Source organism: Chitinibacter tainanensis DSM 15459, from assembly GCF_000429785.1.
Classification (GTDB): domain Bacteria; phylum Pseudomonadota; class Gammaproteobacteria; order Burkholderiales; family Chitinibacteraceae; genus Chitinibacter; species Chitinibacter tainanensis.
Genome location: NZ_AUCN01000009.1, coordinates 334,961 through 357,981, shown reverse-complemented (window position 1 = coordinate 357,981; position 23,021 = coordinate 334,961). Strand labels below are relative to the sequence as shown.

Genomic DNA, 23,021 nt, shown 5'->3' with positions numbered 1-23,021 from the left:
CACCAAAAGGAAGCAGTATGTTTAATAAAGCCGGTCTCGGTGGCTTGATGAAACAAGCCCAGCAAATGCAGGAAAACATGAAAAAGGCCCAAGATGAGCTGGCCACCGTTGAGGTGGAAGGCCAATCTGGCGCGGGCCTGGTGAAAATCACCATGACCTGCGCCAATGTGGTGAAGCGTGTGGCCATCGACGACAGCCTGCTAAGCGACGATAAAGACATGCTGGAAGACCTGATCGCCGCCGCCTTCAACGACGCGCTGCGCAAAGCCGAAAGCACCAGCCAAGAGCGCATGGCGGGGCTGACAGCCGGCCTACCGCTGCCACCGGGCTTTAAAATGCCATTCTAAGCGCTATACCGCGGCGCTGATCTGGGGCCCATCACTGGGCGCCAGATCATACTCACCACCTGTATCTCCCTCTAAGCCTTGATTTTAATATCTTCATAGGCAATACCCCATGAGTACACCTCGCTCACTGGCGAATCTCATCGACGCCTTGCGCGTTTTACCCGGCGTTGGCCCCAAATCAGCAACCCGGATGGCCTTTCATCTGGTGCAGCGTGATCAGCACGGCGCAGGCCAATTGGCCCAAGCGCTGATGGAAGCCTTGGGCACGCTCAAGCATTGCCGCCAGTGCAATACTTTTACCGAAGCCGAGATTTGTGATATTTGCGCGGATGAGCAGCGCAATCAGGCCCAGCTGTGCGTGGTGGAAATGCCCACCGATTTACTCTCGGTCGAGCACACCCGCAGCTATGAAGGCCTGTATTTTGTGCTGATGGGGCGCTTATCGCCGCTCGATGGCATTGGCCCGAAAGACATCGCCCTGCAACAGCTGTTGCAACGCGCCAGCGATGGCATTATCGAAGAAGTCATTCTCGCTACTAATTTCACCACCGAGGGTGAAGCCACGGCCCATTATCTGGCCGAGATGTTGCGCGCTCGTGGCCTGAAAGTCAGCCGCATTGCTCGCGGCCTACCGGTAGGGGGCGAACTGGAGCATGCCGATCCTGGCACACTGGCACAGGCCGTGATTGAGCGGCGTGGGTTGTAGTCCTATACTGGTGGGTCAAACTGACTCGCCCCGGAGCGCCCGATGTCACCCGAAGTAAAATGGTGGTTTTTGCACGGCCTCTTGCCCACGTTGGTGGTGCTCTCTTTTGTCGGCACGATTGCTTATATGTTTGCCGCAGCCGTGGTACATGGCTATCTGAAAGAGCATTATCACGATGCCTTGCCGCCGCGGGTGGATGTGTTTATGTCTGATTACGAAGCGGCCGGTGGCTTTATCGCCGGCACCTGGTATGCCTATCGGACTGGCGCTTACAAGCGCATCGAAAGCCGCTTCTGGCGCAGTTTTTTTATTGGCACGCAAATGCTGGGCGGCATCAGCCTTCTGAGTGTCGTGGCTTTGTGCGCAAGCTTTCTATTCTGGCCGCGTTAAGCCCGTGCCAGCTGGGCCAGCAGCGCCTCAACGTTGACTTCATCACACTGCGCCGCGGTGAGAAACTTCGCCGCATAATCCTGCCATACGCGGCTGAGCAAAAAGATCTTCAGTAGCTCGGCATCCACATGCTGCTCCAGCGCCATGCGCGTCAGGATCTGTAAAGCGGTTGAGAGCTTCATCCCCTCTTTATATGGTCGATCGCGCGCGGTGAGTGCCTCAAACACATCGGCAATCCCCATAATCCGCGCCTGCACGCTCATTTGTTCGCGCTTGAGCCCCTTGGGGTAGCCGCGCCCATCCATCCGCTCATGGTGGCCACCGGCGTATTCGGGCACGTTTTGCAGATGCGCGGGCCACGGCAACGATTCCAGCATCTGGATCGTGACTTCGATATGCCGATTGATGATGTCGCGCTCGGCCGCGGTCAGCGTTCCTTTGCGAATGGCAAGATTTTCCAGCTCATCCGTACTTAAAAATGGCTGTGCAGCCTGGCCGTGCGGCGTCCAGCTGCGTGCTGCGATCTGATCTAGCCGCGCCAGATCAGCCTCGGCCATGGCTTCGCCACCATGATTGATCGTGCGCAAAAACTCGCGCTCACTCAGCAAAGCGGCCTGCTCAGCACTGAACTGCACCGGTGACAGATCGCCGCGCAAATAGCTAATTTCCAGATCGCGCAGCAAGACCTCAAACCGGGTATCGAGCAAGGCAATACGATCAAAGATCGTTTGCAGCTTGGTGGCTTTATCCACCACATGCACCGGCGTGGTGATCTTGCCGCAGTCATGTAATAGCCCGGCAATTTTCAGCTCATAGCGATCATGTTCATTCAGCCGAAACTCGGCCAGCTCGCCCTCGCCATAGGCACTCACCGCCTCGGCCAGCATCATGGTGAGCTCGGGCACACGCTGACAATGCCCGCCGGTGTAAGGCGATTTATCATCAATCGCCAAGTTGATCAGCTTAATAAACGATTCAAACAGCTCTTGCAAAGACAGTACCAAGCGCCGGTTGGTCAGCGCAATCGCCGCTTGCGACGCCAGCGATTCCACCAGCTGCTGATCCTGGCTGGTAAAGGCCTCGATCTGGTGTTGCTCGCTGATTGCGTTGATGAGCTGCAATACCCCGATCACCCGCCCTTCATGGTCACGCATCGGTACGGCCAGAAATGACTTAGAGTGATAGCCCGAATGCTGATCAAAGCGCCGCGTGCCGGAAAAATCATACTGCGCATCGGCATAAGCATCGGCAATATTGATGGTGCAGTTTTGATTCACCGCACAGGCGACCACATTGGCCAGATTCGGCCGGCCATCGGCCAGCTGCAGCGGCACCGGGGGCAATTTGATTGGCACGCCACTGGTGCCGCCTTGGGCAAGCCCCAGGCTGGTATTGAGCAGAATTTTAAAATGCAGGGCTTTGTCTTTCACTAGATAAAGGGTGCCGGCATCGGCGCGCACCAGATCTGTGGCGGCCACCAGAATGCTCTCAATCAGGCGCTCGACCTGCGTTTCGGCCGACAGTGCAGCGCCAATCGCATTGAGCTTGGCCAGACGCAGATTGAATTCGGCTTCGGTCATCCCCGCATTCCTATTTAATACAGACCTTACGAATTTGCGCCAAGTCGGTATGGCCTTGTAGTACTTTTTCGATGCCATCCTGTTTGAGAGTGCGCATACCTTGCGCCAGCGCACAGGCCAATAGTTCCGCCACGCGCGCGCGAGTCTGAATCAGCTGTTTGGCTTGATCCGAGCCCACCAGCAATTCATGTAGGCCAATCCGCCCGGCGTAGCCGCTATCGTGACAGTGACTACACCCCACCGGACGATACAGCTTAAATTCCCCATTGACCGCAAATTGCTGCTGCCATTCGGCGCGCAGCTGCTGCTTGCAACCAGGGGTATCAGCCTGCCAGGCAGGCGTAGCAAGGAGTTCATCGCTATACTCTACCAGCAATTGCTCAATCTCAGCCTCAGTGGGCTGATAGGCTTGTTTGCAATGCGGGCATAAGCGCCGCGCTAGGCGCTGCGCCAGAATACCCAGCAAGGCATCGGCAAAATTAAACGGATCCATGCCCATATCCAGCAGGCGGATCACCGATTCGGGCGCGCTATTGGTGTGTAAAGTAGCCAATACCAAATGCCCGGTGAGCGAAGCCTCAATCCCCACCCCTGCGGTTTCGGCATCGCGCATTTCCCCTACCATAATCACATCGGGGTCGGCCCGTAAAAATGAGCGCATCACCTGTGCGAAAGTCAGCCCGGCTTTGACATTAACCTGCACTTGCCGTAACCCGGCCTGGGTGATTTCAACCGGGTCTTCGGCAGTCCAGATTTTGGTTTCGGGTGTATTCAGGTATTTGAGCACCGAATGCAGGGTGGTGGTTTTACCCGAGCCAGTGGGGCCGCACACGAAAAACAGGCCATAGGGCTTATCGACCACGGCCTTGAGCTGTTGCAGATTTCGACTAGAGAGCGCCAGCTTTTCCAGCGGCAAAGGCTCGCCCGCGGCTAAAATCCGCAAGACAACATCTTCCAAGCCGCCCGCGGTGGGCACTGTCGCCACCCGCAGCTCAATATCCAGCTCAGGCACATATTTTTTAAATTTGATCTTGCCATCTTGCGGCTTGCGCCGCTCACTGATGTCCAGATCACACATGATTTTCAGCCGGGTCACCAACGGATTGCGATATGCGGCGGGAATTTCTCGGTACAACACTAGCTGGCCATCGCGGCGAAAACGCACCCGGGTTTTGGCCTGCCCCGGATAGGGCTCGATATGAATATCCGAGGCTTTTTGCTGATAAGCGTCGACGATAATCTGATTCACAAGCCGGACCACTTCATTGTCTTGCGCGGCGCTCATTTCATCGGCCGCGGTAGGAATGCTCTCTTCCTCTACCGCCATATCACTGAGCAGGGCATCAATATTGCCCCCCTGCCACTGACCGAAAAATTGCTCCAGCGTTTGGGCAAACTCAAGTCGGGTGGTAACCCGCAGCTGCACTTTGTTGCCATACAAGGCTAGGGCTGGGCCGCTGCGAACGCGTTCGGGATCGGTACAGAGAATCAGCACCAAGCCATCAGTTTCATCCAGTGGCAACCATTGTTGTTCAGCCAGATACTCGCGCTTGAGATTTTTTAAAAGATTGAGTGGTTTGAGGCGATCGGCGCGAAATGGCTCATAGGGCTGGGCATAAAATAGCGCCAGCGATGCCCCGATTTGTGCCGCGGTGATACCGAAGCCTGTCAGCAGAACTTGCTCGATATCCTGCTGTTTTTTCTGAGCTTCGCGCTGCGCCACCTGCCACGCTGCGGGCGAAAGTGCGCCACTGGCCAATAGCTGATGGTATTTATGCTGCGGCACAAAGGGAAAAGCCGAGCCCTGCCGCTGCCGAAAAGCCACCGCCAGCGTTTTGGCCAGTAGATTAATCCCCTCCAGCATGGGCTCGGCAAACGGTTGCCCACTGCGGCTATTGATCAACTGAATCACACCCTTCAAGACCCCGTCTTCGGCCTGCATAATTGGCACCACCAGCATCTGGCGGGTGTGAAAACCAGTTTTCTGGTCGACTTGCTGCAAAAACTGCAAGCTAGGCGAATGGGCTTTTAGCTCGGCTTCGTCATACACATCGCGCAGATTAAGCTGTTGTTTGTGATTGGCCACAAAGCCGGCAATGCTGCGATCATTAATGGGAATGCGCAGCTCACGTACCCCTTCCAGCCCGGTTTTTACTTTGGCCAGGAGCTCGCGCCCATCCGCCGTCGTGACATACAGAGTCATGCGCTCACATTGAAAAACCGCACAAATCGGGTTGGCGATTTCAGTCAGCAGCTCATCGAGATGGCTGGTGGCATGAATCTGTGTGGTGAGTTGCTGCAGAGCCTGCAGAAAATCGAGGGTATTGCGGTCTGCCGGATGGGTCATCGTGCGACTCGCTAGCCAGAAAAGAAAATCAGAACCGGATGGTTTCGCCCTGCAACAAACCACGAATCGGGTGTTCGTGATCAAGCGCCAGCACTTCCTGCAAAGTAAGCTCACTCTCACCGGGCTTGAGATGAGTGATCAAGACTTCTGCCCCACCCCGCCAATGCTGCAGTTGCTCCGCCAGCGTGGATGGGCAAAGGTGCTTGGCCGCGGCAGCCAGTGCATGTTCTTTGTTAGAAAATGCAGTCTCGATTATCAAGGCTTTCAGCGGATCGATTTGATTGACGGCAGCCCAGAACGCCTCACTGGCCACGGTATCCCCACTGAACACAATCGAAGACTCAGCCGATTCCAGCTGAAACGCCACCGCCGGAATGGTATGCAAGGCCGGTAAAGGCGTAACGGTTACCGCCCCAATGGTGCGGCGCTCGCCAAGTTCATGCGCGACAAACACCAGGCTGGGATTTTCAGCTGAGGGGATTTGCGAGAAATCCGGCCAGATCAGCCAATTGAAAATATGGGTTTTGAGTAGCTCGATGGTCACCGCGGTGGCATGCACATACACCGGCGTAGTGCGCATGCCGACGATGGCATCTAGCAACAGCGGCAAGCAGGCAATGTGATCAAGATGCGCATGCGTCACAAACACATGATCAATCGCCTGTAGCTGGGCAAGCGATAAATCGCCCACCCCAGTGCCCGCATCAATCAGGATGTGCTGGTTGAGCAAAAACGAGGTGGTGCGATTTTGGCCGCCGATACCCCCGCTGCAGCCCAAAATGGTTAGCTGGCAGCTCATCGCTCAACGAAAGAAAAAAGCCATGCGTACGCCCAAGATCTCGATCAGATCTTCTTCGGCGAGCAAATGGGGTTTATCAGAGATTTCGCGCGAATTCACCATCGGGCGCTGATCACCCTCGACATGCGCGATGTAGTAGCCATTGTCACGTTTGCGAAACGCCACGACCTGCACGCCCGCTTTACCCAGCGTCGTCAGGGGTTTATTAAGCAGTAACTCTTTGCCTGCGTTTTGGCCGGTTAGAATGCGGATAACGGCTTCTGGCCCCGCTTCCGTCTCTGTAGCAACAGCCGCAGCCTTGGTACTGGCAGCTGGTGCAGGCGCCACCACGGGGCTCGCTTGCATCACCATGGTTTTTTCAAATTCGGCTTGTTTGGCTGCCGCGGCCGGCTCACGCCAGAAAGTGATTTTGTAGCGCCCAATGGCGATCTCATCACCATTTTTGAGCGGATGCCGACGGGTAATGGCCTCGCCATTGAGCAAAGTACCATTGGTGCTATTTAGATCATCAATGAAATACAGCTGCCCGACGACTTCCACCGCGGCGTGATCACCTGAAACGGCAAGGTTATCAATCTGGATATCATTATGCGGCCGCCGACCAATGGTCGTGCGTGAACGGGTCAGGCGAAATTCCTTAACCAGATTGCCATCGAGGCTTAGCAATAGTTTTGCCATGTGCGCCTATCCTATCCACTCTTGCCGTTGCTGCCCAACCAGCCAGTAAATTTATTCCAAATGCCGCTTTCTACCGCGAACGCTTGATTTATTTTGACCAACACCACCGAAACATTGTCGCGACCGCCCTCGGCGTTGGCCTGTTCGATCAGGGTATCAGTTGCCTGTGACAAATTGTCAGCGTAAATACTGATCAACTGCTCAATGGCGGCATCTTCGAGCATATCGCTTAAGCCATCCGAGCAAAAGAGATACACGTCACCGGGCTCCACTGCATATTCGTGCACTTCGGTATGCACGGCGGGATTAATCCCCACCGCCCGGGTCACCAGATTTTTATAGGGCGCAAAACGGGCTTCCTCGACGCTAACTAGGCCGGCGTCGATCTGCTCCTGCAAAAATGAATGGTCTTTGGTCAATTGTTCGAGCTTTGTATCACGGAGCCGATAGGCCCGTGAATCGCCCACATGGGCAATTGCCAAACAGTTATTGTAGAAAAGCGCACTCACCAGCGTTGTCCCCATCCCGGCACACTGCGCGTGTTCCTGCGCGGTCTGGTAAATCAGGCTATTGGCACGATCGATCGCCAGCATCAACATTTCATGTGCCACTGGCCACAGGCTACCGGCAGTTTTAACATGCGCTGGTGTCGCAGCCACCTGGGCTCGCATCATTTCTGCGACCACTTGCGTCGCAATTCCACTGGCGACCTCACCGGCGTTATAGCCGCCCATACCATCAGCCAAGACAACAAGGCCCAGATCGGGCTCGAATAGAATGGCGTCTTCATTATGATCCCGCACGCGACCGGTATCGGTCTTGCCGCTCATTTCAAGCGCGGCCGTCAGACTTTGCATTCGCCGCTCCTTTGATGGCGTTTTCCAGTTTGATTAACACGGCGGCCATTTTGGCGCCGGTTTGAAAGCGGGCGTTCACGTCCTTCTCCAAGGCCTTGAGGATGATCTTTACCACCACCTCGGGCAATTTAGGGTTGTACTGCCGCGGATCGGTCGGCGGCTGCTGGGTAATTCGATACATTAACTCAGCCATCGAATCCCCGGTAAATGGTAAGTAGCCGGTCAGCAATTGATACAACATCACACCCAGCGAAAATAAATCCGAGCGACCATCAATATGTTGGCCAGCCAGTTGCTCCGGCGACATAAATGATGGCGTTCCCAGCACCATACCGGTTTTAGTTTTGGATGAATCGGTAATCCGGGCGATGCCAAAGTCGGTCACCTTCACCACTTTATTGCGCCGGTCATACATCACATTGGCAGGTTTGATATCACGATGCACTACCCCCTGCGCATGGGCGTAATCCAGCGCTTCGGCCACTTGGCGCACAATCGTTACCGCTTCCAGCACCGGCAAAAGATGCCCGGCACGCGCATAAGGAGTGAGATCTTCGCCATGCAAAAATTCCATCGCGATATAGGCGAGATCATGCGCTTCGCCAGCGTCGAAAATGGTCACAATATTGGGGTGATTTAAGCGGCCCGCAGTCTCGGCTTCGCGGAAAAACCGTTGCCGGGCTTCATCGAGCATATCGGCTTCAAATTCTTGCGACAGTGCCATGGTTTTGATGGCCACCACCCGGGCGATTTTTGGGTCTTTGCCTTGATACACCACGCCCATCGCGCCTTTGCCCAGTTCTTTTTCCAGCTCGTAACGCCCCAGCATCGGCTTGACCACTTCGCCACCCAGCATAATCTGGGTGCCACCAGCCTGCCCGGCACCCAGCAATACAGTCTCAGACATCTGCTTGGCCACTTTCATTTTCTCGGCCAGATCGCGAAAGCCAGGGTCATACTCATGCAGCAGCCGGTAAATGCTTTCAGCCTTGTTAAATTGCCGCTGCCGTTCAAAATCAAGTGCCAAGTTGTACATTACCTCGAGCATGCCCGCATCTAGCGGCACGCGGCGCAGCTTATCGTAGGCCATATCCAGCTGCCCCTGGTTTTGCAGCGCCAGCCCCAACATCCGGTTGGATTCAGCCGATTCGGCGCTGGATTTTTCTTCTTTGGCTTCGGTAAGCAAAAAGCGCTTGGTGGTCAGCGCCAAATGCCCTAACAGCAGTAGGCACAAGGGCGCCATCAGCGGCAACCACAGCATGCCCCAGCGCAGCAGCACGTATTCCGTCAATAACAGCGCGAGCACCAAGCCCGAGGTAGTCAGCGCCCCCGCGCGGGCTTTCAGCCGCGGCAATAGCAGCACCAGATACACCGCCACCAGCCCGACCATGGCCAAACTGAGATAGCCGGCCCAAGCCGGCACACGATACAGATGCTGTTCCAGCAAAGCGGAGAGCACCTGCCCAGTCATTTCCACCGGCGAGGTCGTCGCCGTTACAGGAGTGCTGACGGTGTCGCCGATTCCCGCAGCAGTAACTCCAATCAGAACGATCTTGCCCTGATATTTACTGGCCGGAATTTTCTCCGCCAGCACGTCATAAAACGAGTCAACCGCCAATGCGGGCGTTGTGCCACGCTCGGCATAAAAATGTGGGTAAATCTGCCCTTCCTGGCTGGTACTGATGCGCTGTGTGCCAATGCGCAGTGCCTGCCCGAATTCCAGCTGCATATCGCGGAGCGCCACATGTTGGCTGGCGGCCAGCACCTGACTAAAAAAGCTCGGATAAATCGCGTCGTAATACAGTACGGCAAGCGGCACCGCCCGCAGCACCCCATCGGTATCCAGATCAAATACCAATGGCGCCACCTGCCGCGCAGCAGCCCCAATCTGCCCCACGGGCAAGACGGGCTCAATCACCGAACGCGGCTGACCATGGCCAATCTCGCCGCTCGCCTCGATTTCATTACGGGCAAAAAAATCGGGGAGCTCGGCCGCCGGATTACCGGCGCGGCTACCAAAACTAAAGAACATCGGCAGCGTGACATTGCCGGCTTTGGTCAGCGCAGTGGCCAGTACACCATCGGCATTCAGCTGCCCCACCATCTGCCCCAACTGCGTGGCGAATTCTGCCGGATAGGCGGCGGGGTTTTCCTGCACTTGCTGCTGCAGTTCTTGCAAAAACCGCAGTCCGCGTTCGGTTTGCGGCTCGGTAAAAAAGACGGTAGACACAATCTGCTCGGCGCCGCCCGCCTGCAGTTTTTCGATCAGGCGGGCGTGAATATCCCGCGACCACGGCCAACGGCCCAGATTATCCAGGCTAGTTTGGTCGATACCGATAATGGCAATGCGTGCAGAGGGTGTGCGCTCGATCCAACGCAGACTTTGGTCGTAGGCCTTGCTTTCTAGCTCACGCACCAGCGGCGTGGCCTGCCATAGCAAGACAAACAGCACCACCACAGCCAGGGCCACCGCCCAATCGCTCCGCCACCGCAGTCGTTTCATTGGCCCACTTCCCATCTCCGAACATGACCGGCGGCCATGCTAGCATTGATTATGGTTTTCCCGTACAACAGCCCTCACATCACCCAAGCCAAGACAGCCAACCAAGCTTAGGGAATATCGGCATACGCCATCCGACGCTGAATAATCGTGGTTTTGCGCAACAAGCGCCGATCGCTGCGGTTTTTGTCGTAATAGCGCGGATTGGTCACCATCGAGGCCAATTTGGCCGCCTGCCCCGCGCCAAGGCGCTTGGCACTGGTTTTATAGTAGTGCCGCGCTGCCGCTTCAGCACCAAATACCCCGTCACCCCACTCGATCACATTCAGATACACCTCAAAGATCCGCTGTTTATCCCAGCAGGCTTCGATCATCACGGTGAGAATGGCTTCCTGCACTTTGCGTAAGGGGTTGCGGCTAGAGGAAAGAAACAGATTTTTAGCCAGCTGCTGGCTAATGGTTGACCCGCCCGCCACGATGCGGCCTTTTTGCAGGTTTTTTTCCCACGCCGCCTGCATGCCTTCCCAATCAAATCCTTCGTGATTGAGAAATTTCGCGTCTTCAGCCGCCACCACCGCGCGCTTTAGGTTTGGGGAAATCTGCGCATAATCGACCCAGGTAAATTTAAGCTCGGCAGCAGGGTCTTCAGCTTGCAGACGTTCTAGCTGCTCAGCCATAAAGGCGGTCTGGCCGGGGTTGACCCAGCGCCAGGCCACAATCTGCGCCAGCATCCAGGCATTCCACAGCAGCAACAATAGCAGCAGACAGGCTATCGCCCGCCCTAGCCAGCCCATCACACTCACTTTCCCTTTGGCCATACTTCCCTACAGTATTCTTCTACAAATCAATCAATATAATACTTATAGCCATATACCCTAGGCCATCTTCCGTAGTTGCGCTAACACGGGGGCGACATCCGGGCGCAAGCCGGTCCAGAGGGCAAAGGCCTCTGCCGCTTGCCCGACTAGCATGCCCAAGCCATCCACTCGTTGCGCCACACCGGCTTCGCGCGCCTGGGCAAGAAAGGGCGTTTCCTCCTTGCCATACATCATGTCGTAGGCCAGTGCATTGGGTGCAAACACCGTTGGGGCAATCGGCAAACGCTCACCGCCCAGACTGGCGGAAGTGGCATTAATAATCAGATCAAACTCGCCGACCAACTCAGTAAATGTACTGACCGCGATCGCAATCGCGCTGGTGGGCTGAAAATGCGCCTGCAGAGCCTCTGCTTTAGCCAAAGTGCGATTGGCAATGGTGAGCGAATGCGGTTGCTGCTCGAGTAGAGGGAGTATCACGCCACGGGCCGCACCACCGGCGCCCAGCAGCAAGATACGCCGCCCCCGTATGCTGATATGCCGCAAAATATCCGCCACCAGCCCCGCGCCATCGGTGTTGTCCCCCAACCAGCGATTGCCCCCCAGATACTGCAAGGTATTCACCGCGCCGGCGGCTTTCGCCCGTGGTGTCAGTTCGCTGGCCAGTGCAAAGGCTTCCTCTTTAAACGGCACGGTAACATTCGCACCCTGCCCCCCTTGCGCTGCAAATTGCTGCAAGCTGGTGGCAAATCCATCCAGTGGTGCCAGCAAGCGGTCATACTCAAAGCTGGCTAGCGCTGGCTCAGCGGAAAACTGGGCGGCAAATGCTGCATGAATTATCGGCGATTTGGAATGCGCAATCGGATGGCCGATTACCACGTGCGAGGGCAGCTGGGACATGATTTTTCCAGGCGGGATGAGGCCCTGCCTCATCCAGATCGATGCAAATAAATACGAATTGAGTTCAGCGGCATTGGCTGACCGCGCAAAATGCTCGGGGCGCTGTTTCAGCCCTGTTGCCACGGCAAGCCGGCCACTTTCCAGCCATTCACCGTGCCGCGATGGGCTGCAGCATCTTTATCGCCCTCAAAGCCTTCCAGAATATTCATTGCCGCCGTGTAGCCATGCTGTGCTGCCAAGAGCGCAGCATCGTGCGAACGCGCACCGGAACGGCACAAAAACATCACCACTTGCTCGGGATCGACTTTGGTTTTCAGTTGGGTGAGGAAATTCGGGTTCGCCGCCATGCCCGGGTAGGATTTCCACTCAATCAGCTCGGCATTCGGAACGACGCCGACCCACTGCCATTCGGCATGCGTGCGCACGTCGACAATCACCGCCCCGGGCAGGGTTTGTGCCAGCTGCCAGGCCTCTGCCGGGGTTACCGCGCCGGCATAAGGTAAACCCTGGGCAGCCGCTCTGGCTTGGGCCTGTTGCAGAATGTCATTGGCTTGGCTCATCGTCACGTCTCCGTCATCAAGTGCCATTGATTATATTCGCAAACCGTAAAGCACCAACAGCAGCGCCACTCATCAGTGCAAATGCACCATTTCAGTGCAATATTTGCCTGCGCGCACCAAAATAATCAGCACGTGCAAATGTGCGCGGAGCAAAACACTTGTGGCACAATAGCTGGAAGACGTTACTTCGCTTGGCACGGTTTATGCTTACTCATCTGCCGTCCCGTGCGCAAAAACGCACACTACAACTTCACTTGATTCACTGTCCCAACTAGGAGCGACAACATGGCTGTAGCCGACGTTCTCAAGCTTATTAAAGACAACGACATCCGTTTCGTTGATCTGCGCTTCACCGACACTATCGGTAAAGAGCAGCACGTAACCGTTCCTTCGCACGTAGTTGACGAAGAGTGGTTTGAAAACGGTCACGCGTTCGATGGCTCTTCTATCGCCGGCTGGAAAGGCATTCAGGCTTCAGACATGCTGTTGATGCCAGATGCATCAACTGCCAAGATCGATCCTTTCTTCGACGAACCAACCGTGTTCATCACTTGTGACGTACTGGAGCCAGCAACTGGTAAAGGTTACGACCGTGATCCACGCTCTCTGGCCAAACGTGCTGAAGCCTATCTGAAAACTTCAGGTATCGGTGACACTGCCTTCTTCGGTCCAGAGCCAGAATTCTTCATCTTTGACAGCATCCGTTGGAACACGGACATGTCAGGTACTTTCGTGAAGATCGGTTCGGACGAAGGCGCTTGGGCAACTGCTGACAAAACTCAAGGCGGCAACCTGGGGCACCGTCCACGCGTTAAAGGCGGCTACTTCCCAGTGCCACCAGTAGACAGCCACCAAGACATCCGTGCCACTATGGTACTGGTTCTGGAAGAGCTGGGCGTGCCAGTTGAAGTATTCCACCACGAAGTAGCCAATGCAGGTCAAAACGAGATCGGTACTAAATTCTCGACCCTGACTCAACGTGCTGACTGGACTCAGATCCTGAAATACGTAGTGCACAACGTTGCTCACCAATACGGCAAAACTGCAACCTTCATGCCAAAACCAGTGGTTGGCGACAATGGTTCAGGTATGCACGTTCACCAGTCAATCTGGAAAGACGGCAAAAACCTGTTTGCAGGCAACGGCTACGCTGGCCTGTCTGAAACTGCCCTGTACTACATCGGCGGTATCATCAAGCACGCTAAAGCACTGAACGCGATCACCAACCCAGGTACTAACTCGTACCGTCGTCTGGTTCCGCACTTCGAAGCCCCAGTAAAACTGGCTTACTCTGCGAAAAACCGTTCAGCGTCAATCCGTATCCCTCACGTTTCTAGCGACAAAGGTCGTCGTATCGAAGCGCGCTTCCCAGATCCATTGGCTAACCCATACCTGTGTTTCGCAGCGCTGCTGATGGCCGGTTTGGATGGTATCCAGAACAAGATCCACCCAGGCGATCCAGCAGACAAAAACCTGTATGACCTGCCACCAGAAGAAGACAAACTGATCCCAACCGTTTGCGCTTCTCTGGACGAAGCCCTGGCGGCACTGGACGCAGACCGCGAGTTCCTGACTCGTGGCGGCGTATTCACCGACGAGTGGATCGACGCGTACATCGAACTGAAGATGAACGACGTAAACCGCACTCGCATGAACGTGCATCCAGTTGAATTCGATATGTACTACTCACTGTAATCAATTTCGGCCGGTGCTTGCACAGGCCGATTGATGCACCAACCCGCATTCAGCCTAGCTGATGCGGGTTTTTTCTTGCCCGCAGATTTATTGCACGCGCACGTCATAAAAAAACGGCCTTTGGTGGTTTTTTTCCAGACAGTTTCATAATTGGCCACTACAATTCGTCAAAATTATGAAAGCTTGCAGTTATTTATTCCATGCGCATCAAACCCAAACCAGCCCTACTTTTGCTGTGCAGCTATATGCTGGCCGCCTGGCTCAGCATTCGGCTCGGCACCATTCAATCGGCCTATCTGGTCGTGATCTGGCTGGCATCTGGCATTGCAATGATGGGAGCGATTCAGCTGGGCCGCCAAGCCTATCCGGTGATTCTCATTGGTCATGTCTTAATTAACTTCGCGCTGTATCGACAAAACCAGCAACAATGGTTCACCCTTTTTCCAGCCCTCTTAGTGTCCGGCGGCATTGATGCGCTGCAAGCTTGGCTGGGCAATTATTACTACCGACGTACCCGGCGCTATTTTGGGGCCGCATTTTGGCAAAAAGCCGCTCAATTGCCCCGCATCTGGTATCAAATCTGCGCCATTCCCGTTCTGCTCACCACCCCGCTACTCGTACTACTCTGGTATGGCATGGGTTTAATCCAGGCCCATAACTGGTCCGAATGGGCAATGATCACCTTCATCCAGGCGCTCAGTAACTTCGCGGGCGTTCTATTGTTGCTGCCACTACTGGAAGATTGGCGCCAACAACGCCTGCAACCGGTCTTGCGCCAAGGTCTGCCGCTGCTTGTCGGCCTGTCGCTTTTGGTAGGCGTAGCCCTCTTTGTCGATCGTCATCTGATGATTCTGAGCTTGCCAGTCATGTTGTACATCGCCATACGCCACCAAATTAGCGGGGTGCATTTGGGCTTGCTGCTAGTTGGACTGTTATGCGCACTGGGCGGGCATTTTGGCGGCAGTGGATTTATTGGTGACACACCCACCGAGACCTTCTTGAACCTGCAGCTGTTTATCTTCTCGCTGGCCTTCACTTTTCAGTTTCATGCTCTGATCCAGCAGGAAAAAGCCCAACAAACTGCGAATTTGGAAGCCGAAGTCGCCGCACGCACCAATGCCTTGATGCAGGCCAACAAGCATTTATCAGAGCTAGCTACCACTGATGAGCTCACTCAGGTCTACAATCGCCGCGAATGGCAACGCCGCTGCGCCGAGGCCGTGGTGCGCGCCCGGCGCTATAAACAACCCCTTTCGATCATTTTGCTCGATATTGATCACTTCAAAAAAATCAACGACCAGCATGGCCATTTATTGGGCGATTTGGCGCTTAAGCACTTAAGCCGCTTATGTAGCCAGCATCTCCGCGCCATCGATACCTTTGCCCGCTGGGGGGGCGAAGAATTTGTGATTTTGCTACCCGATACCGAGCTGGAACAAGCCAATCTGGTGGCTGAAAAAATCCGCAGCCTGATTGAGCGCAACCCCTTATTAGTTGATCAGCGCCCGCCCATCCACTTCACCATTAGCCTTGGTGTGACCGCGCTCAGCGTCATGGACCTGACCCTGGATGACCTACTGGGTCGCGCTGATGAAGCCTTGTATGTGGCCAAGGCCAGTGGGCGCAATCGCGTTATTAATTCAGCCAGTGTCAGCACCAGCTACCTCAGCCCCGGCAACAGTCATCACCGCTGAATACAGCGCGCGCTAAAATCGCTACAATTCTTTCTTTTGGGCGGAAGCTACGATGTCAGCGATTGTCGTCTTCGATTTTGGCGGGGTGCTGTTTGATTGGAACCCCAGCTATCTGTATGAATCGCTGCTGCCCGATCCGGCCGAGCGCGAGTGGTTTTTGCGCGAAGTATGCAATCCGGCTTGGAATATCGAGCAAGATCGTGGCCGCACGATTGCCGAAGCCGTAGCACTAAAATCGGCCGAATATCCGGCCTACGCGGCGCAGATTGCCGCTTTTTATGCGCGCTGGCCGGAAACTTTGCGCGGCTTATTGCCCGAGGGAATGGCGCTATTTGACGCGCTGCGCGCGGCGGGCTATCCAGTCTTTGGGCTAACCAACTGGTCGGCCGAGACTTTCCCGTATGCGTGGGAACATTATCCCTTCCTGCACACTCTGCCCGACATCGTGGTATCTGGCCGCGAGGGTTTAATTAAGCCGGATCCAGCCATATACCACCTGATGTATCAGCGCATCTTGCGTCATCATCCCGCTGCCAAACCGGCTGATTTGTATTTTATCGATGATTCAGCCGCCAATGCCGCCGGCGCGAGCGCGGTGGGCTGGCATGGCATTCATCACACCAGCGCGGCCAACACCGCGGCCATTTTGCGCGCCGAAGGACTGATATTTTGAGTAAACCCCGCATCACCATTCACTACTGCACTCAATGCAACTGGATGCTGCGCAGCGCGTGGCTGGCGCAGGAACTCCTGAGCACTTTTGCGTTCGAAATAGGTGAAGTTGCACTCCAACCCGGCACGGGCGGGGTTTTTCTGATTCACTGTGATGGGCAGCTAATCTGGGATCGTCAGCTTGATGGTGGTTTCCCGGAAGCCAAGGTGCTAAAACAGCGTGTGCGTGATCACATCGCGCCAGATAAACCATTGGGTCATGCCGACAGACCCGCGGCTTCGTTTTAACGTCCCGCCAGACTGTGATACTTTACCGGCATGCGCAGAATACTGTTTTATCCCTTGCTATGTAGCCTTCTGATCAGCCCAGCCTGGGCCGACATTTACAAATATGTCGATGAGAATGGCAATGTCACGTTCACCAACACCCCGGTGAAAGGCGCGGTGCGCATTATGAGCGAACCTGCCCCACGTCGGGCAGAGAGCAGTGGTGGCGGCAGCAACAGCGCCAACCAGCCCCGCGCCAATAAAGTGAATGTGCCCTCGCCGGCCAATTTCCCGCGCGTGGATGCCGCCACCCAGAAAAGCCGCGACACCAACCGCCGTCAGATCCTGAATGACGAGCTCACCAGCGAGCAAAATGCACTCGCCATGGCGCGCAAAGCGCTGCAGGAAGCCGAGAGCACCAAATCCGCCGACGAAAAAGCCAATCCCAAGCTTTATCTGGATCGCATCGGCCGCCTGCGCGAAACCATCGTGATGCACGAAAAAAATACCGCCGCCCTGCAGGCTGAAATCTCGCGGATGCGCTAAATGCACACAGGCTAGAAAAAAACGCACCATTTCGGTGCGTTTTTTGTATGCTTAAACCACAAAGACCCCAAAAATTGTTGGCCTGAGTTTTGCTTTAGGCTGGCAGCACTCTTGGTTGTGGAGCCATACAATGAGCCACCCTGCTTTTGCCGGGCTAGATTTTCTGGATGCCGCCGTGATCGCCACCGATCAGGATGGCCGCATCTGCTATGCCAACCCCACCGCTGTGAGTTTGTTTAATCTGCGTGCGCTGGAATTACCGCACTTGGTGCACTGTTTTGGCGAGCTCAGCCCGATTGTGTCAGCGGCGCAGGCCGCGCTGCAGCAAAATATCTCCATCACCGAGCATGAATTAGTGGTGCCCGGGGTAGAAGGCGATATGTATGTCACGCTCGAAGCCACCCCAATCGAATCACCGGCAGCCAGCCTGCTACTGGAAATCCGCCGTATCGACCAGCAGCGCCGGATTGTGAATGAAGAGCGGCTACAAGCGCAGCAACAAGCCAATCGCGAGTTGATCCGCAATCTGGCCCACGAAATCAAAAACCCATTGGGCGGGATTCGGGGGGCGGCACAACTCCTGGCGCACGAATTACCCGACCCCCAGCTCAAGGAATACACCCAAGTTATCGTGGATGAAGCCCTGCGCCTGCAAAGCCTGCTGGATCGCCTACTCACGCCGCATCGGCTGCCGCAGCTCAAAGAGCTGAATATCCATGAGGTGCTAGAACGTGTGCGCAGTCTGGTGCTGGCTGAAACGCCCAACGGGCTGGCGGTGAAACGTGATTACGATACCAGCCTGCCTTCGCTGATTGCCGACAAAGAACAGCTGATCCAATCAGCGCTGAACATCGTGCGCAATGCCATTCAGGCCATGAGCGGCATTGGTGAAATCCAGTTACGCACCCGGATTGCTCGACAGGTCACACTGAACCGGCGCCGCTATCCGCTGGCGCTGAAGATCGAAATCACCGACAACGGCCCGGGCATTCCCGAGCATCTCACCGAAACATTGTTTTATCCGCTGGTGTCCGGCCGCCCGGGCGGCACCGGTATCGGTCTGCATCTGGCGCACACCTATGTGGCGCAACACCACGGCACGATTGAATTCGACAGCCGCCCTGGGCAAACCACTTTTACCATCTTGCTGCCACTGAATGCGTGGCAAAAACAGGACTAAACCATGAATACAGTCTGGATCATTGATGACGACCGCTCGATCCGCTGGGTATTTGAAAAAGCCCTGTCGCGGGAAAATATAGCTCACGCCACCTTTGCTTCGGCCACCGAAGCCTTAAACCGCATGGAATACGAGCAGCCGCAAGTCATCATCAGCGATATCCGCATGCCCGGCGAATCGGGGCTGGCCTTGCTGGAAGTGGTGAAACGCGATCGGCCGCAGATTCCGGTGATTATCATGACCGCGCATTCCGATCTGGATAGCGCGGTATCAGCCTTTCAGGGCGGTGCGTTTGAATATCTGCCCAAGCCCTTCGACGTGGATCAGGCCATCGCCCTCATCCGCCGGGCGCTGCAAGAGAGCGAACAGCTGCAAGATCAACCAGAGCCCGCGGCCAGCGTGCCAGAAATGCTGGGTCAGGCGCCAGCCATGCAGGAGGTCTTTCGCGCCATCGGCAGGCTTAGCCAATCGGCGGCCACAGTGATGATCACCGGCGAATCGGGCAGCGGTAAAGAGCTAGTGGCTCGCGCCCTGCATCGCCATAGCCCCCGCGCCAATAAGCCGTTTGTGGCGATCAATAGCGCGGCTATTCCCAAAGATCTGCTCGAATCCGAGTTGTTTGGCCACGAGCGCGGCGCTTTTACCGGTGCGGATGCCAAACGGGTTGGGCGTTTCGAACAAGCCGAAGGCGGCACGCTGTTTCTGGATGAAATCGGCGATATGCCGCTGGATTTGCAAACCCGGCTATTGCGGGTGCTCTCAGATGGCTATTTTTATCGCGTGGGTGGTCATCAGCCAATCAAAGCCAATGTGCGCGTGATCGCCGCCACGCACCAGCATCTGGAAGAACGCGTAAAAGCCGGCCAGTTTCGCGAAGACCTCTTTCACCGCCTGAATGTCATCCGTCTGCGTCTGCCGCCGCTGCGCGAGCGCAGTCAGGATATTCCGCTGCTGGCCAAGCATTTTCTGCAACGCTCGGCTCAAGAGCTGGGGGTAGAAACCAAGCGGCTGGCGGATGCCGCCATGGCCTGGCTCAGCAGCTTTGCTTTTCCGGGCAATGTGCGCCAGCTGGAAAACATCTGTCACTGGATTACCGTGATGGCGCCTGGCCAAGTGGTTGAAGCTGCTGATTTACCACCCGAACTGCTGGAGCAGCAAGGCCATAGCCTGCCGGTGAGCGGTGATTGGCGGCAGGCGCTGAGCCAAGAGCTCAGTCTGCGCCTGACTCGCGGCGATACCCGGGTGCTGGACGACATCACTCCTGCATTTGAGCGCACAGTGATCGAAGTTGCACTGATACATACCGGGGGTAAACGCATAGAGGCCGCAGAATTACTAGGCTGGGGACGCAATACCCTTACGCGCAAAATCCAAGAGCTGGGAATGGAAGAAAACGCCTAAGCGGCAAGCCGCCCTATCGGGCGCAATAAAAAACCAGCCATAAGGCTGGTTTTTTATTTCTGTTATTTCTGGGCTGATCGGCCCGGCTACATCATGGATAGCCGAATGAGGGCTTAGCGAATCTCGAAAATTTTGCCGAAGTTGGCAATATCCAACACCGATTTCACGGTGCCTTTGCAATTGACCAAAGTCACTTTGCGGCCGCTGGCGCGCTCATTCAAAAGCAGCAACATGCCCAGGGCGGCCGAATCCATATAATCCACCTCGGCGAAATCCAGCTCAATTTCGGTAAGGCCGGCTTGTTCCAGCACACTGGTGGTCGCTTGTTTGAATTCGCGATGCGATTCGAAAGTGAAGTTTCCTTTCATCGCAATCTGGCCACGGCCTTGGTCAAAATTGATCTGTGTTTGCATAACCGGTCTCAAATGCTGAATAGTTTTATCAGCATTAGTCTATTGCAGCGGGCGGGCAGTCGGCAAATTGGATCGGCCGACCTTCCCTTCTGCGCAACAATGGCCAATTATTTCTCGACAAAGGCCCGTTCGATCACGTAATCGCCCGGCTCGCCGATTCGTGGCGACACCACAAAACCCAGCTCATCCAAGAGCTGGCACGTGTCTTCCAGCATCGCCGGGCTACCGCACAGCATGGCCCGATCGGTTTGTGGATTAAGCTGCGGCAAGCCTAGATCTGCTGCCAATTTGCCCGAGCGGATCAAATCGGTTAGCCGGCCCTGATTACGAAATGGCTCGCGGGTCACGGTTGGGTAGTAAATGAGCTTATCGCGCACCATATCGCCAAAATACTCATTATTCGGCAACTCATGCTCGATGTATTCGGCATAGGCGAGCTCGCTGACTGTGCGCACGCCATGCACCAAAATAATTTTATCAAAGCGCTCGTAAGCTTCCGGATCTTTAATCAGGCTCATAAAGGGCGCCAAGCCCGTGCCGGTGCTCAGGTAATACAGATGTTTACCCGGCTTCAGATCGGACAGCACCAGCGTACCGGTCGGCTTACGGCTCACCAGCAATTTATCGCCTTCTTGCAAATGCTGCAGGCGCGATGTGAGCGGGCCATTGGGCACTTTAATACTGAAAAACTCGAGGTTTTCTTCGTAGTTGGCGCTGGCAATCGAATACGCGCGCACCAGTGGTTTATCGTCGACTTCCAGGCCAATCATCACAAATTGGCCGTTTTCAAAGCGCAATGATTCATCGCGGGTGGTGGTGAAACTAAACAGCGTGTCATTCCAGTGGCGCACGCTTAAGACGGTTTCATGGGCAAATTTAGACATCAGCTCAACCTTTCAGGGCACTTTGCAGCGCCGGAATCACAGTAAACAGATCGGCGACCAAACCATAGTCGGCCACTTTGAAAATCGGCGCATCCGGGTCGGTATTTACGGCCACGATGATTTTCGCGTCTTTAATCCCGCCCACGTGCTGGGCGGCGCCGGACACACCAAAGGCGATATACAGCTCAGGTGCAATCACCGTGCCGGTCTGGCCCACTTGCCAGTCATTGGGCGCCATGCCGCTATCCACGGCGGCGCGGGTGGCGCCGATGGCGGCGCCGAGTTGTTCAGCCAGCGGGGTGAGCGTGGCGTGGAAGGCTTCTTTGCTCCCGAGCGAGCGGCCGCCGGAAATCACGACTTTCGCAGTGGCAAGCTCCGGCCGATCGGAGACCGCCAATTCGCGGCTTACAAAGCGCGCCTTGCCTGCATCGCCCGTGCTAGCCACAGCCACCACTTCGGCAGCACCGCCTTGCAGCTCGGCCGGCGCAAAAGTCGTGGGCCGAATGGTGAGCACCAACTGCCCGACGGGCGCGGCCACGGTGGCGTTCAGATTGCCGGCGTAGATCGGCCGCACAAACCGGCGTGGCGCCAAAATCTGCGTCACTTCCGACACCATCGCCACATCCAGCAGCGCCGCCACGCGAGGCAATAGGTTTTTACCAAAGCTGGTCGCCGCGGCGACGATGGTTTGGTAATCGGCCGCCAGCTGGCGCACCAACGGGCTTAGATTTTCGGCGATACCCTGTGCATATTCGGGGGAATCGGCCACCAGTATCTTGCTCAGGCCTTTGATTTCTTTGGCTTGGAGGGCAATACCCTGGATATTCTCGCCAGCGAGCAATACATGTACCTCACCGCCCAACTGTGCCGCCGCACTAATCGCTGAGCGCGTGGCGGTTTTCAAACCGTGTGTATCAATTTCCGCAATCACTAATACGCTCATGACAGCACCTTTGCTGCGCGCAGCGCAGCCACTAATTCATCAACATTCCCCAACACGCGCCCGGCTGGACGAGCGGGTGGTTCATTGACCGCTTCCAGCGTCAGCGCAGGTGCCTCCACCGCGCCCAATTCGGCCAGCGGCAGGGTTTCCAGCGGTTTTTTCTTCGCCATCATCAGCGCGGGCAGCTTGATAAAGCGCGGATCGTTCAGGCGCAAATCAGCGCTGATCACGGCCGGCAGATTCAGCTGCAGAGTTTCTTGCCCGCCATCGATTTCGCGCACCACGGTGGCCACGCCATCGGCCAGCGTAATTGCCGAGGCAAACGTGGCTTGCGGCCAATCCAGCAGCGCCGCCAGCATTTGTGCGGTTTCCGCCGCATCGTCATCAATGGCCTGCTTGCCGGTCAGCACCAGCTGTGGGGCTTCGCGCGCCACCAGCGCCTTGAGCGCTTTGGCTGTTTGCAGGCTACCGAGCGTATGTTCGGTTTCAAGTAGCAAGGCGCGATCGGCGCCCATCGCCAGCGCGTGACGCAGTACATCCTGATTGGCGGCGCTACCGATGGCCACAGCCAGCACTTCAGTCGCGAGGCCCGCTTCTTTCAGCCGCACGGCGGCTTCCAGCGCGTTTTCGTCAAATGGATTAATACTCATTTTGACGCCGGCCGTTTCCACATTGCGGCCATCGGCCGTCGGGCGCACGGTGACTTGATAATCAATCACCCGCTTGATCTGCACCAAGATTTTCATGTTCTATTTCCTGTGAAGGGCCGGATCGGATTAAGCTGCCGGCTGCAAAACTAACTTGGCAACCATTCTAGGCCAGCGGTACAATATCTGTAAATACGATT

Annotated in this window: 23 protein-coding genes; 10 read left to right on the top strand and 13 right to left on the bottom strand. The window is 55.8% G+C overall.

What is annotated here, in order from left to right:
• Positions 1-17 precede the first annotated feature (17 nt).
• The 3 genes from G482_RS0102880 (at position 18) to G482_RS0102870 (ending at position 1,443) form a co-directional block, all read left to right on the top strand.
• Positions 18-347: a YbaB/EbfC family nucleoid-associated protein gene (locus tag G482_RS0102880; RefSeq protein WP_028448764.1), complete on the top strand. Its 330-nt coding sequence runs from the start codon at positions 18-20 to the stop codon at positions 345-347.
• A 109-nt stretch (positions 348-456) separates the two neighbouring features.
• Complete coding sequence (recR, locus tag G482_RS0102875) at positions 457-1,053, top strand: recombination mediator RecR (RefSeq protein ID WP_028448763.1); 597 nt, start codon at positions 457-459, stop codon at positions 1,051-1,053.
• Positions 1,054-1,095: 42 nt separating this feature from the next.
• Positions 1,096-1,443, top strand: coding sequence for a hypothetical protein (locus tag G482_RS0102870; RefSeq protein WP_028448762.1), 348 nt, complete (start codon positions 1,096-1,098; stop codon positions 1,441-1,443).
• On the opposite strand, the gene G482_RS0102865 is transcribed toward G482_RS0102870, so the two are convergent.
• From G482_RS0102865 to G482_RS0102825, 9 genes are all read right to left on the bottom strand, one after another.
• On the bottom strand, positions 1,440-3,023 hold the full coding sequence (locus G482_RS0102865; RefSeq protein WP_028448761.1) for an HD domain-containing phosphohydrolase: 1,584 nt from the start codon (positions 3,021-3,023) through the stop codon (positions 1,440-1,442). The genes G482_RS0102870 and G482_RS0102865 overlap by 4 nt on opposite strands.
• Before the next feature lie 10 nt (positions 3,024-3,033).
• Complete coding sequence (locus tag G482_RS0102860; RefSeq protein WP_028448760.1) at positions 3,034-5,370, bottom strand: GspE/PulE family protein; 2,337 nt, start codon at positions 5,368-5,370, stop codon at positions 3,034-3,036.
• Between the two features lie 28 nt (positions 5,371-5,398).
• A complete protein-coding gene (locus G482_RS0102855) occupies positions 5,399-6,169 on the bottom strand; it encodes a 3',5'-cyclic-nucleotide phosphodiesterase (protein ID WP_028448759.1) in 771 nt (256 codons plus the stop codon).
• A 3-nt stretch (positions 6,170-6,172) separates the two neighbouring features.
• Positions 6,173-6,847, bottom strand: coding sequence for an FHA domain-containing protein (locus G482_RS0102850; protein WP_028448758.1), 675 nt, complete (start codon positions 6,845-6,847; stop codon positions 6,173-6,175).
• A gap of 11 nt (positions 6,848-6,858) precedes the next feature.
• Positions 6,859-7,704, bottom strand: a complete 846-nt coding sequence (locus tag G482_RS0102845; RefSeq protein ID WP_034618655.1) for a Stp1/IreP family PP2C-type Ser/Thr phosphatase — start codon at positions 7,702-7,704, stop codon at positions 6,859-6,861.
• Positions 7,679-10,207: a CHASE2 domain-containing serine/threonine-protein kinase gene (locus G482_RS17055; protein WP_034618654.1), complete on the bottom strand. Its 2,529-nt coding sequence runs from the start codon at positions 10,205-10,207 to the stop codon at positions 7,679-7,681. The genes G482_RS0102845 and G482_RS17055 overlap by 26 nt, the downstream gene beginning before the upstream one ends.
• Positions 10,208-10,314: 107 nt before the next feature.
• Positions 10,315-11,022 carry a monofunctional biosynthetic peptidoglycan transglycosylase gene (gene mtgA / locus G482_RS0102835; RefSeq protein WP_373277552.1) on the bottom strand — a complete coding sequence of 236 codons (708 nt, stop codon included), beginning with the start codon at positions 11,020-11,022 and terminating at the stop codon, positions 10,315-10,317.
• A gap of 57 nt (positions 11,023-11,079) precedes the next feature.
• Positions 11,080-11,919: a shikimate dehydrogenase gene (gene aroE / locus G482_RS0102830; protein WP_028448755.1), complete on the bottom strand. Its 840-nt coding sequence runs from the start codon at positions 11,917-11,919 to the stop codon at positions 11,080-11,082.
• Positions 11,920-12,026: 107 nt separating this feature from the next.
• Positions 12,027-12,479 carry a rhodanese-like domain-containing protein gene (locus G482_RS0102825; protein ID WP_028448754.1) on the bottom strand — a complete coding sequence of 151 codons (453 nt, stop codon included), beginning with the start codon at positions 12,477-12,479 and terminating at the stop codon, positions 12,027-12,029.
• Positions 12,480-12,764: 285 nt separating this feature from the next.
• Here G482_RS0102825 and glnA point away from each other — a divergent pair, with 285 nt between their 5' ends.
• From glnA to ntrC, 7 genes are all read left to right on the top strand, one after another.
• Complete coding sequence (gene glnA, locus G482_RS0102815; protein ID WP_028448753.1) at positions 12,765-14,174, top strand: type I glutamate--ammonia ligase; 1,410 nt, start codon at positions 12,765-12,767, stop codon at positions 14,172-14,174.
• Positions 14,175-14,374: 200 nt separating this feature from the next.
• Positions 14,375-15,868 carry a sensor domain-containing diguanylate cyclase gene (locus G482_RS19375; RefSeq protein WP_051258669.1) on the top strand — a complete coding sequence of 498 codons (1,494 nt, stop codon included), beginning with the start codon at positions 14,375-14,377 and terminating at the stop codon, positions 15,866-15,868.
• A 52-nt stretch (positions 15,869-15,920) separates the two neighbouring features.
• Positions 15,921-16,541, top strand: a complete 621-nt coding sequence (locus tag G482_RS0102800) for an HAD-IA family hydrolase (RefSeq protein ID WP_028448752.1) — start codon at positions 15,921-15,923, stop codon at positions 16,539-16,541.
• A complete protein-coding gene (locus G482_RS0102795; RefSeq protein WP_028448751.1) occupies positions 16,538-16,828 on the top strand; it encodes an Rdx family protein in 291 nt (96 codons plus the stop codon). The genes G482_RS0102800 and G482_RS0102795 overlap by 4 nt, the downstream gene beginning before the upstream one ends.
• Before the next feature lie 30 nt (positions 16,829-16,858).
• Complete coding sequence (locus tag G482_RS0102790) at positions 16,859-17,353, top strand: DUF4124 domain-containing protein (protein ID WP_028448750.1); 495 nt, start codon at positions 16,859-16,861, stop codon at positions 17,351-17,353.
• 130 nt (positions 17,354-17,483) lie between these two features.
• Positions 17,484-18,533 carry a nitrogen regulation protein NR(II) gene (gene glnL, locus G482_RS0102785; protein ID WP_028448749.1) on the top strand — a complete coding sequence of 350 codons (1,050 nt, stop codon included), beginning with the start codon at positions 17,484-17,486 and terminating at the stop codon, positions 18,531-18,533.
• A 3-nt stretch (positions 18,534-18,536) separates the two neighbouring features.
• Positions 18,537-19,934 (top strand): nitrogen regulation protein NR(I), encoded by a 1,398-nt coding sequence (gene ntrC, locus G482_RS0102780; RefSeq protein WP_028448748.1) that lies wholly within the window; start codon positions 18,537-18,539, stop codon positions 19,932-19,934.
• A 113-nt stretch (positions 19,935-20,047) separates the two neighbouring features.
• Here ntrC and G482_RS0102775 read toward each other — a convergent pair whose 3' ends face one another.
• The 4 genes from G482_RS0102775 to G482_RS0102760 all read right to left on the bottom strand — a co-directional run bounded on the left by G482_RS0102775 (position 20,048) and on the right by G482_RS0102760 (position 22,920).
• Positions 20,048-20,347, bottom strand: a complete 300-nt coding sequence (locus tag G482_RS0102775) for an STAS domain-containing protein (protein ID WP_028448747.1) — start codon at positions 20,345-20,347, stop codon at positions 20,048-20,050.
• A 107-nt stretch (positions 20,348-20,454) separates the two neighbouring features.
• Positions 20,455-21,231, bottom strand: a complete 777-nt coding sequence (locus G482_RS0102770) for a ferredoxin--NADP reductase (RefSeq protein ID WP_028448746.1) — start codon at positions 21,229-21,231, stop codon at positions 20,455-20,457.
• Between the two features lie 4 nt (positions 21,232-21,235).
• Positions 21,236-22,174 carry an electron transfer flavoprotein subunit alpha/FixB family protein gene (locus tag G482_RS0102765; RefSeq protein ID WP_028448745.1) on the bottom strand — a complete coding sequence of 313 codons (939 nt, stop codon included), beginning with the start codon at positions 22,172-22,174 and terminating at the stop codon, positions 21,236-21,238.
• A complete protein-coding gene (locus G482_RS0102760; protein WP_028448744.1) occupies positions 22,171-22,920 on the bottom strand; it encodes an electron transfer flavoprotein subunit beta/FixA family protein in 750 nt (249 codons plus the stop codon). The genes G482_RS0102765 and G482_RS0102760 overlap by 4 nt, the downstream gene beginning before the upstream one ends.
• Positions 22,921-23,021: the final 101 nt, after the last annotated feature.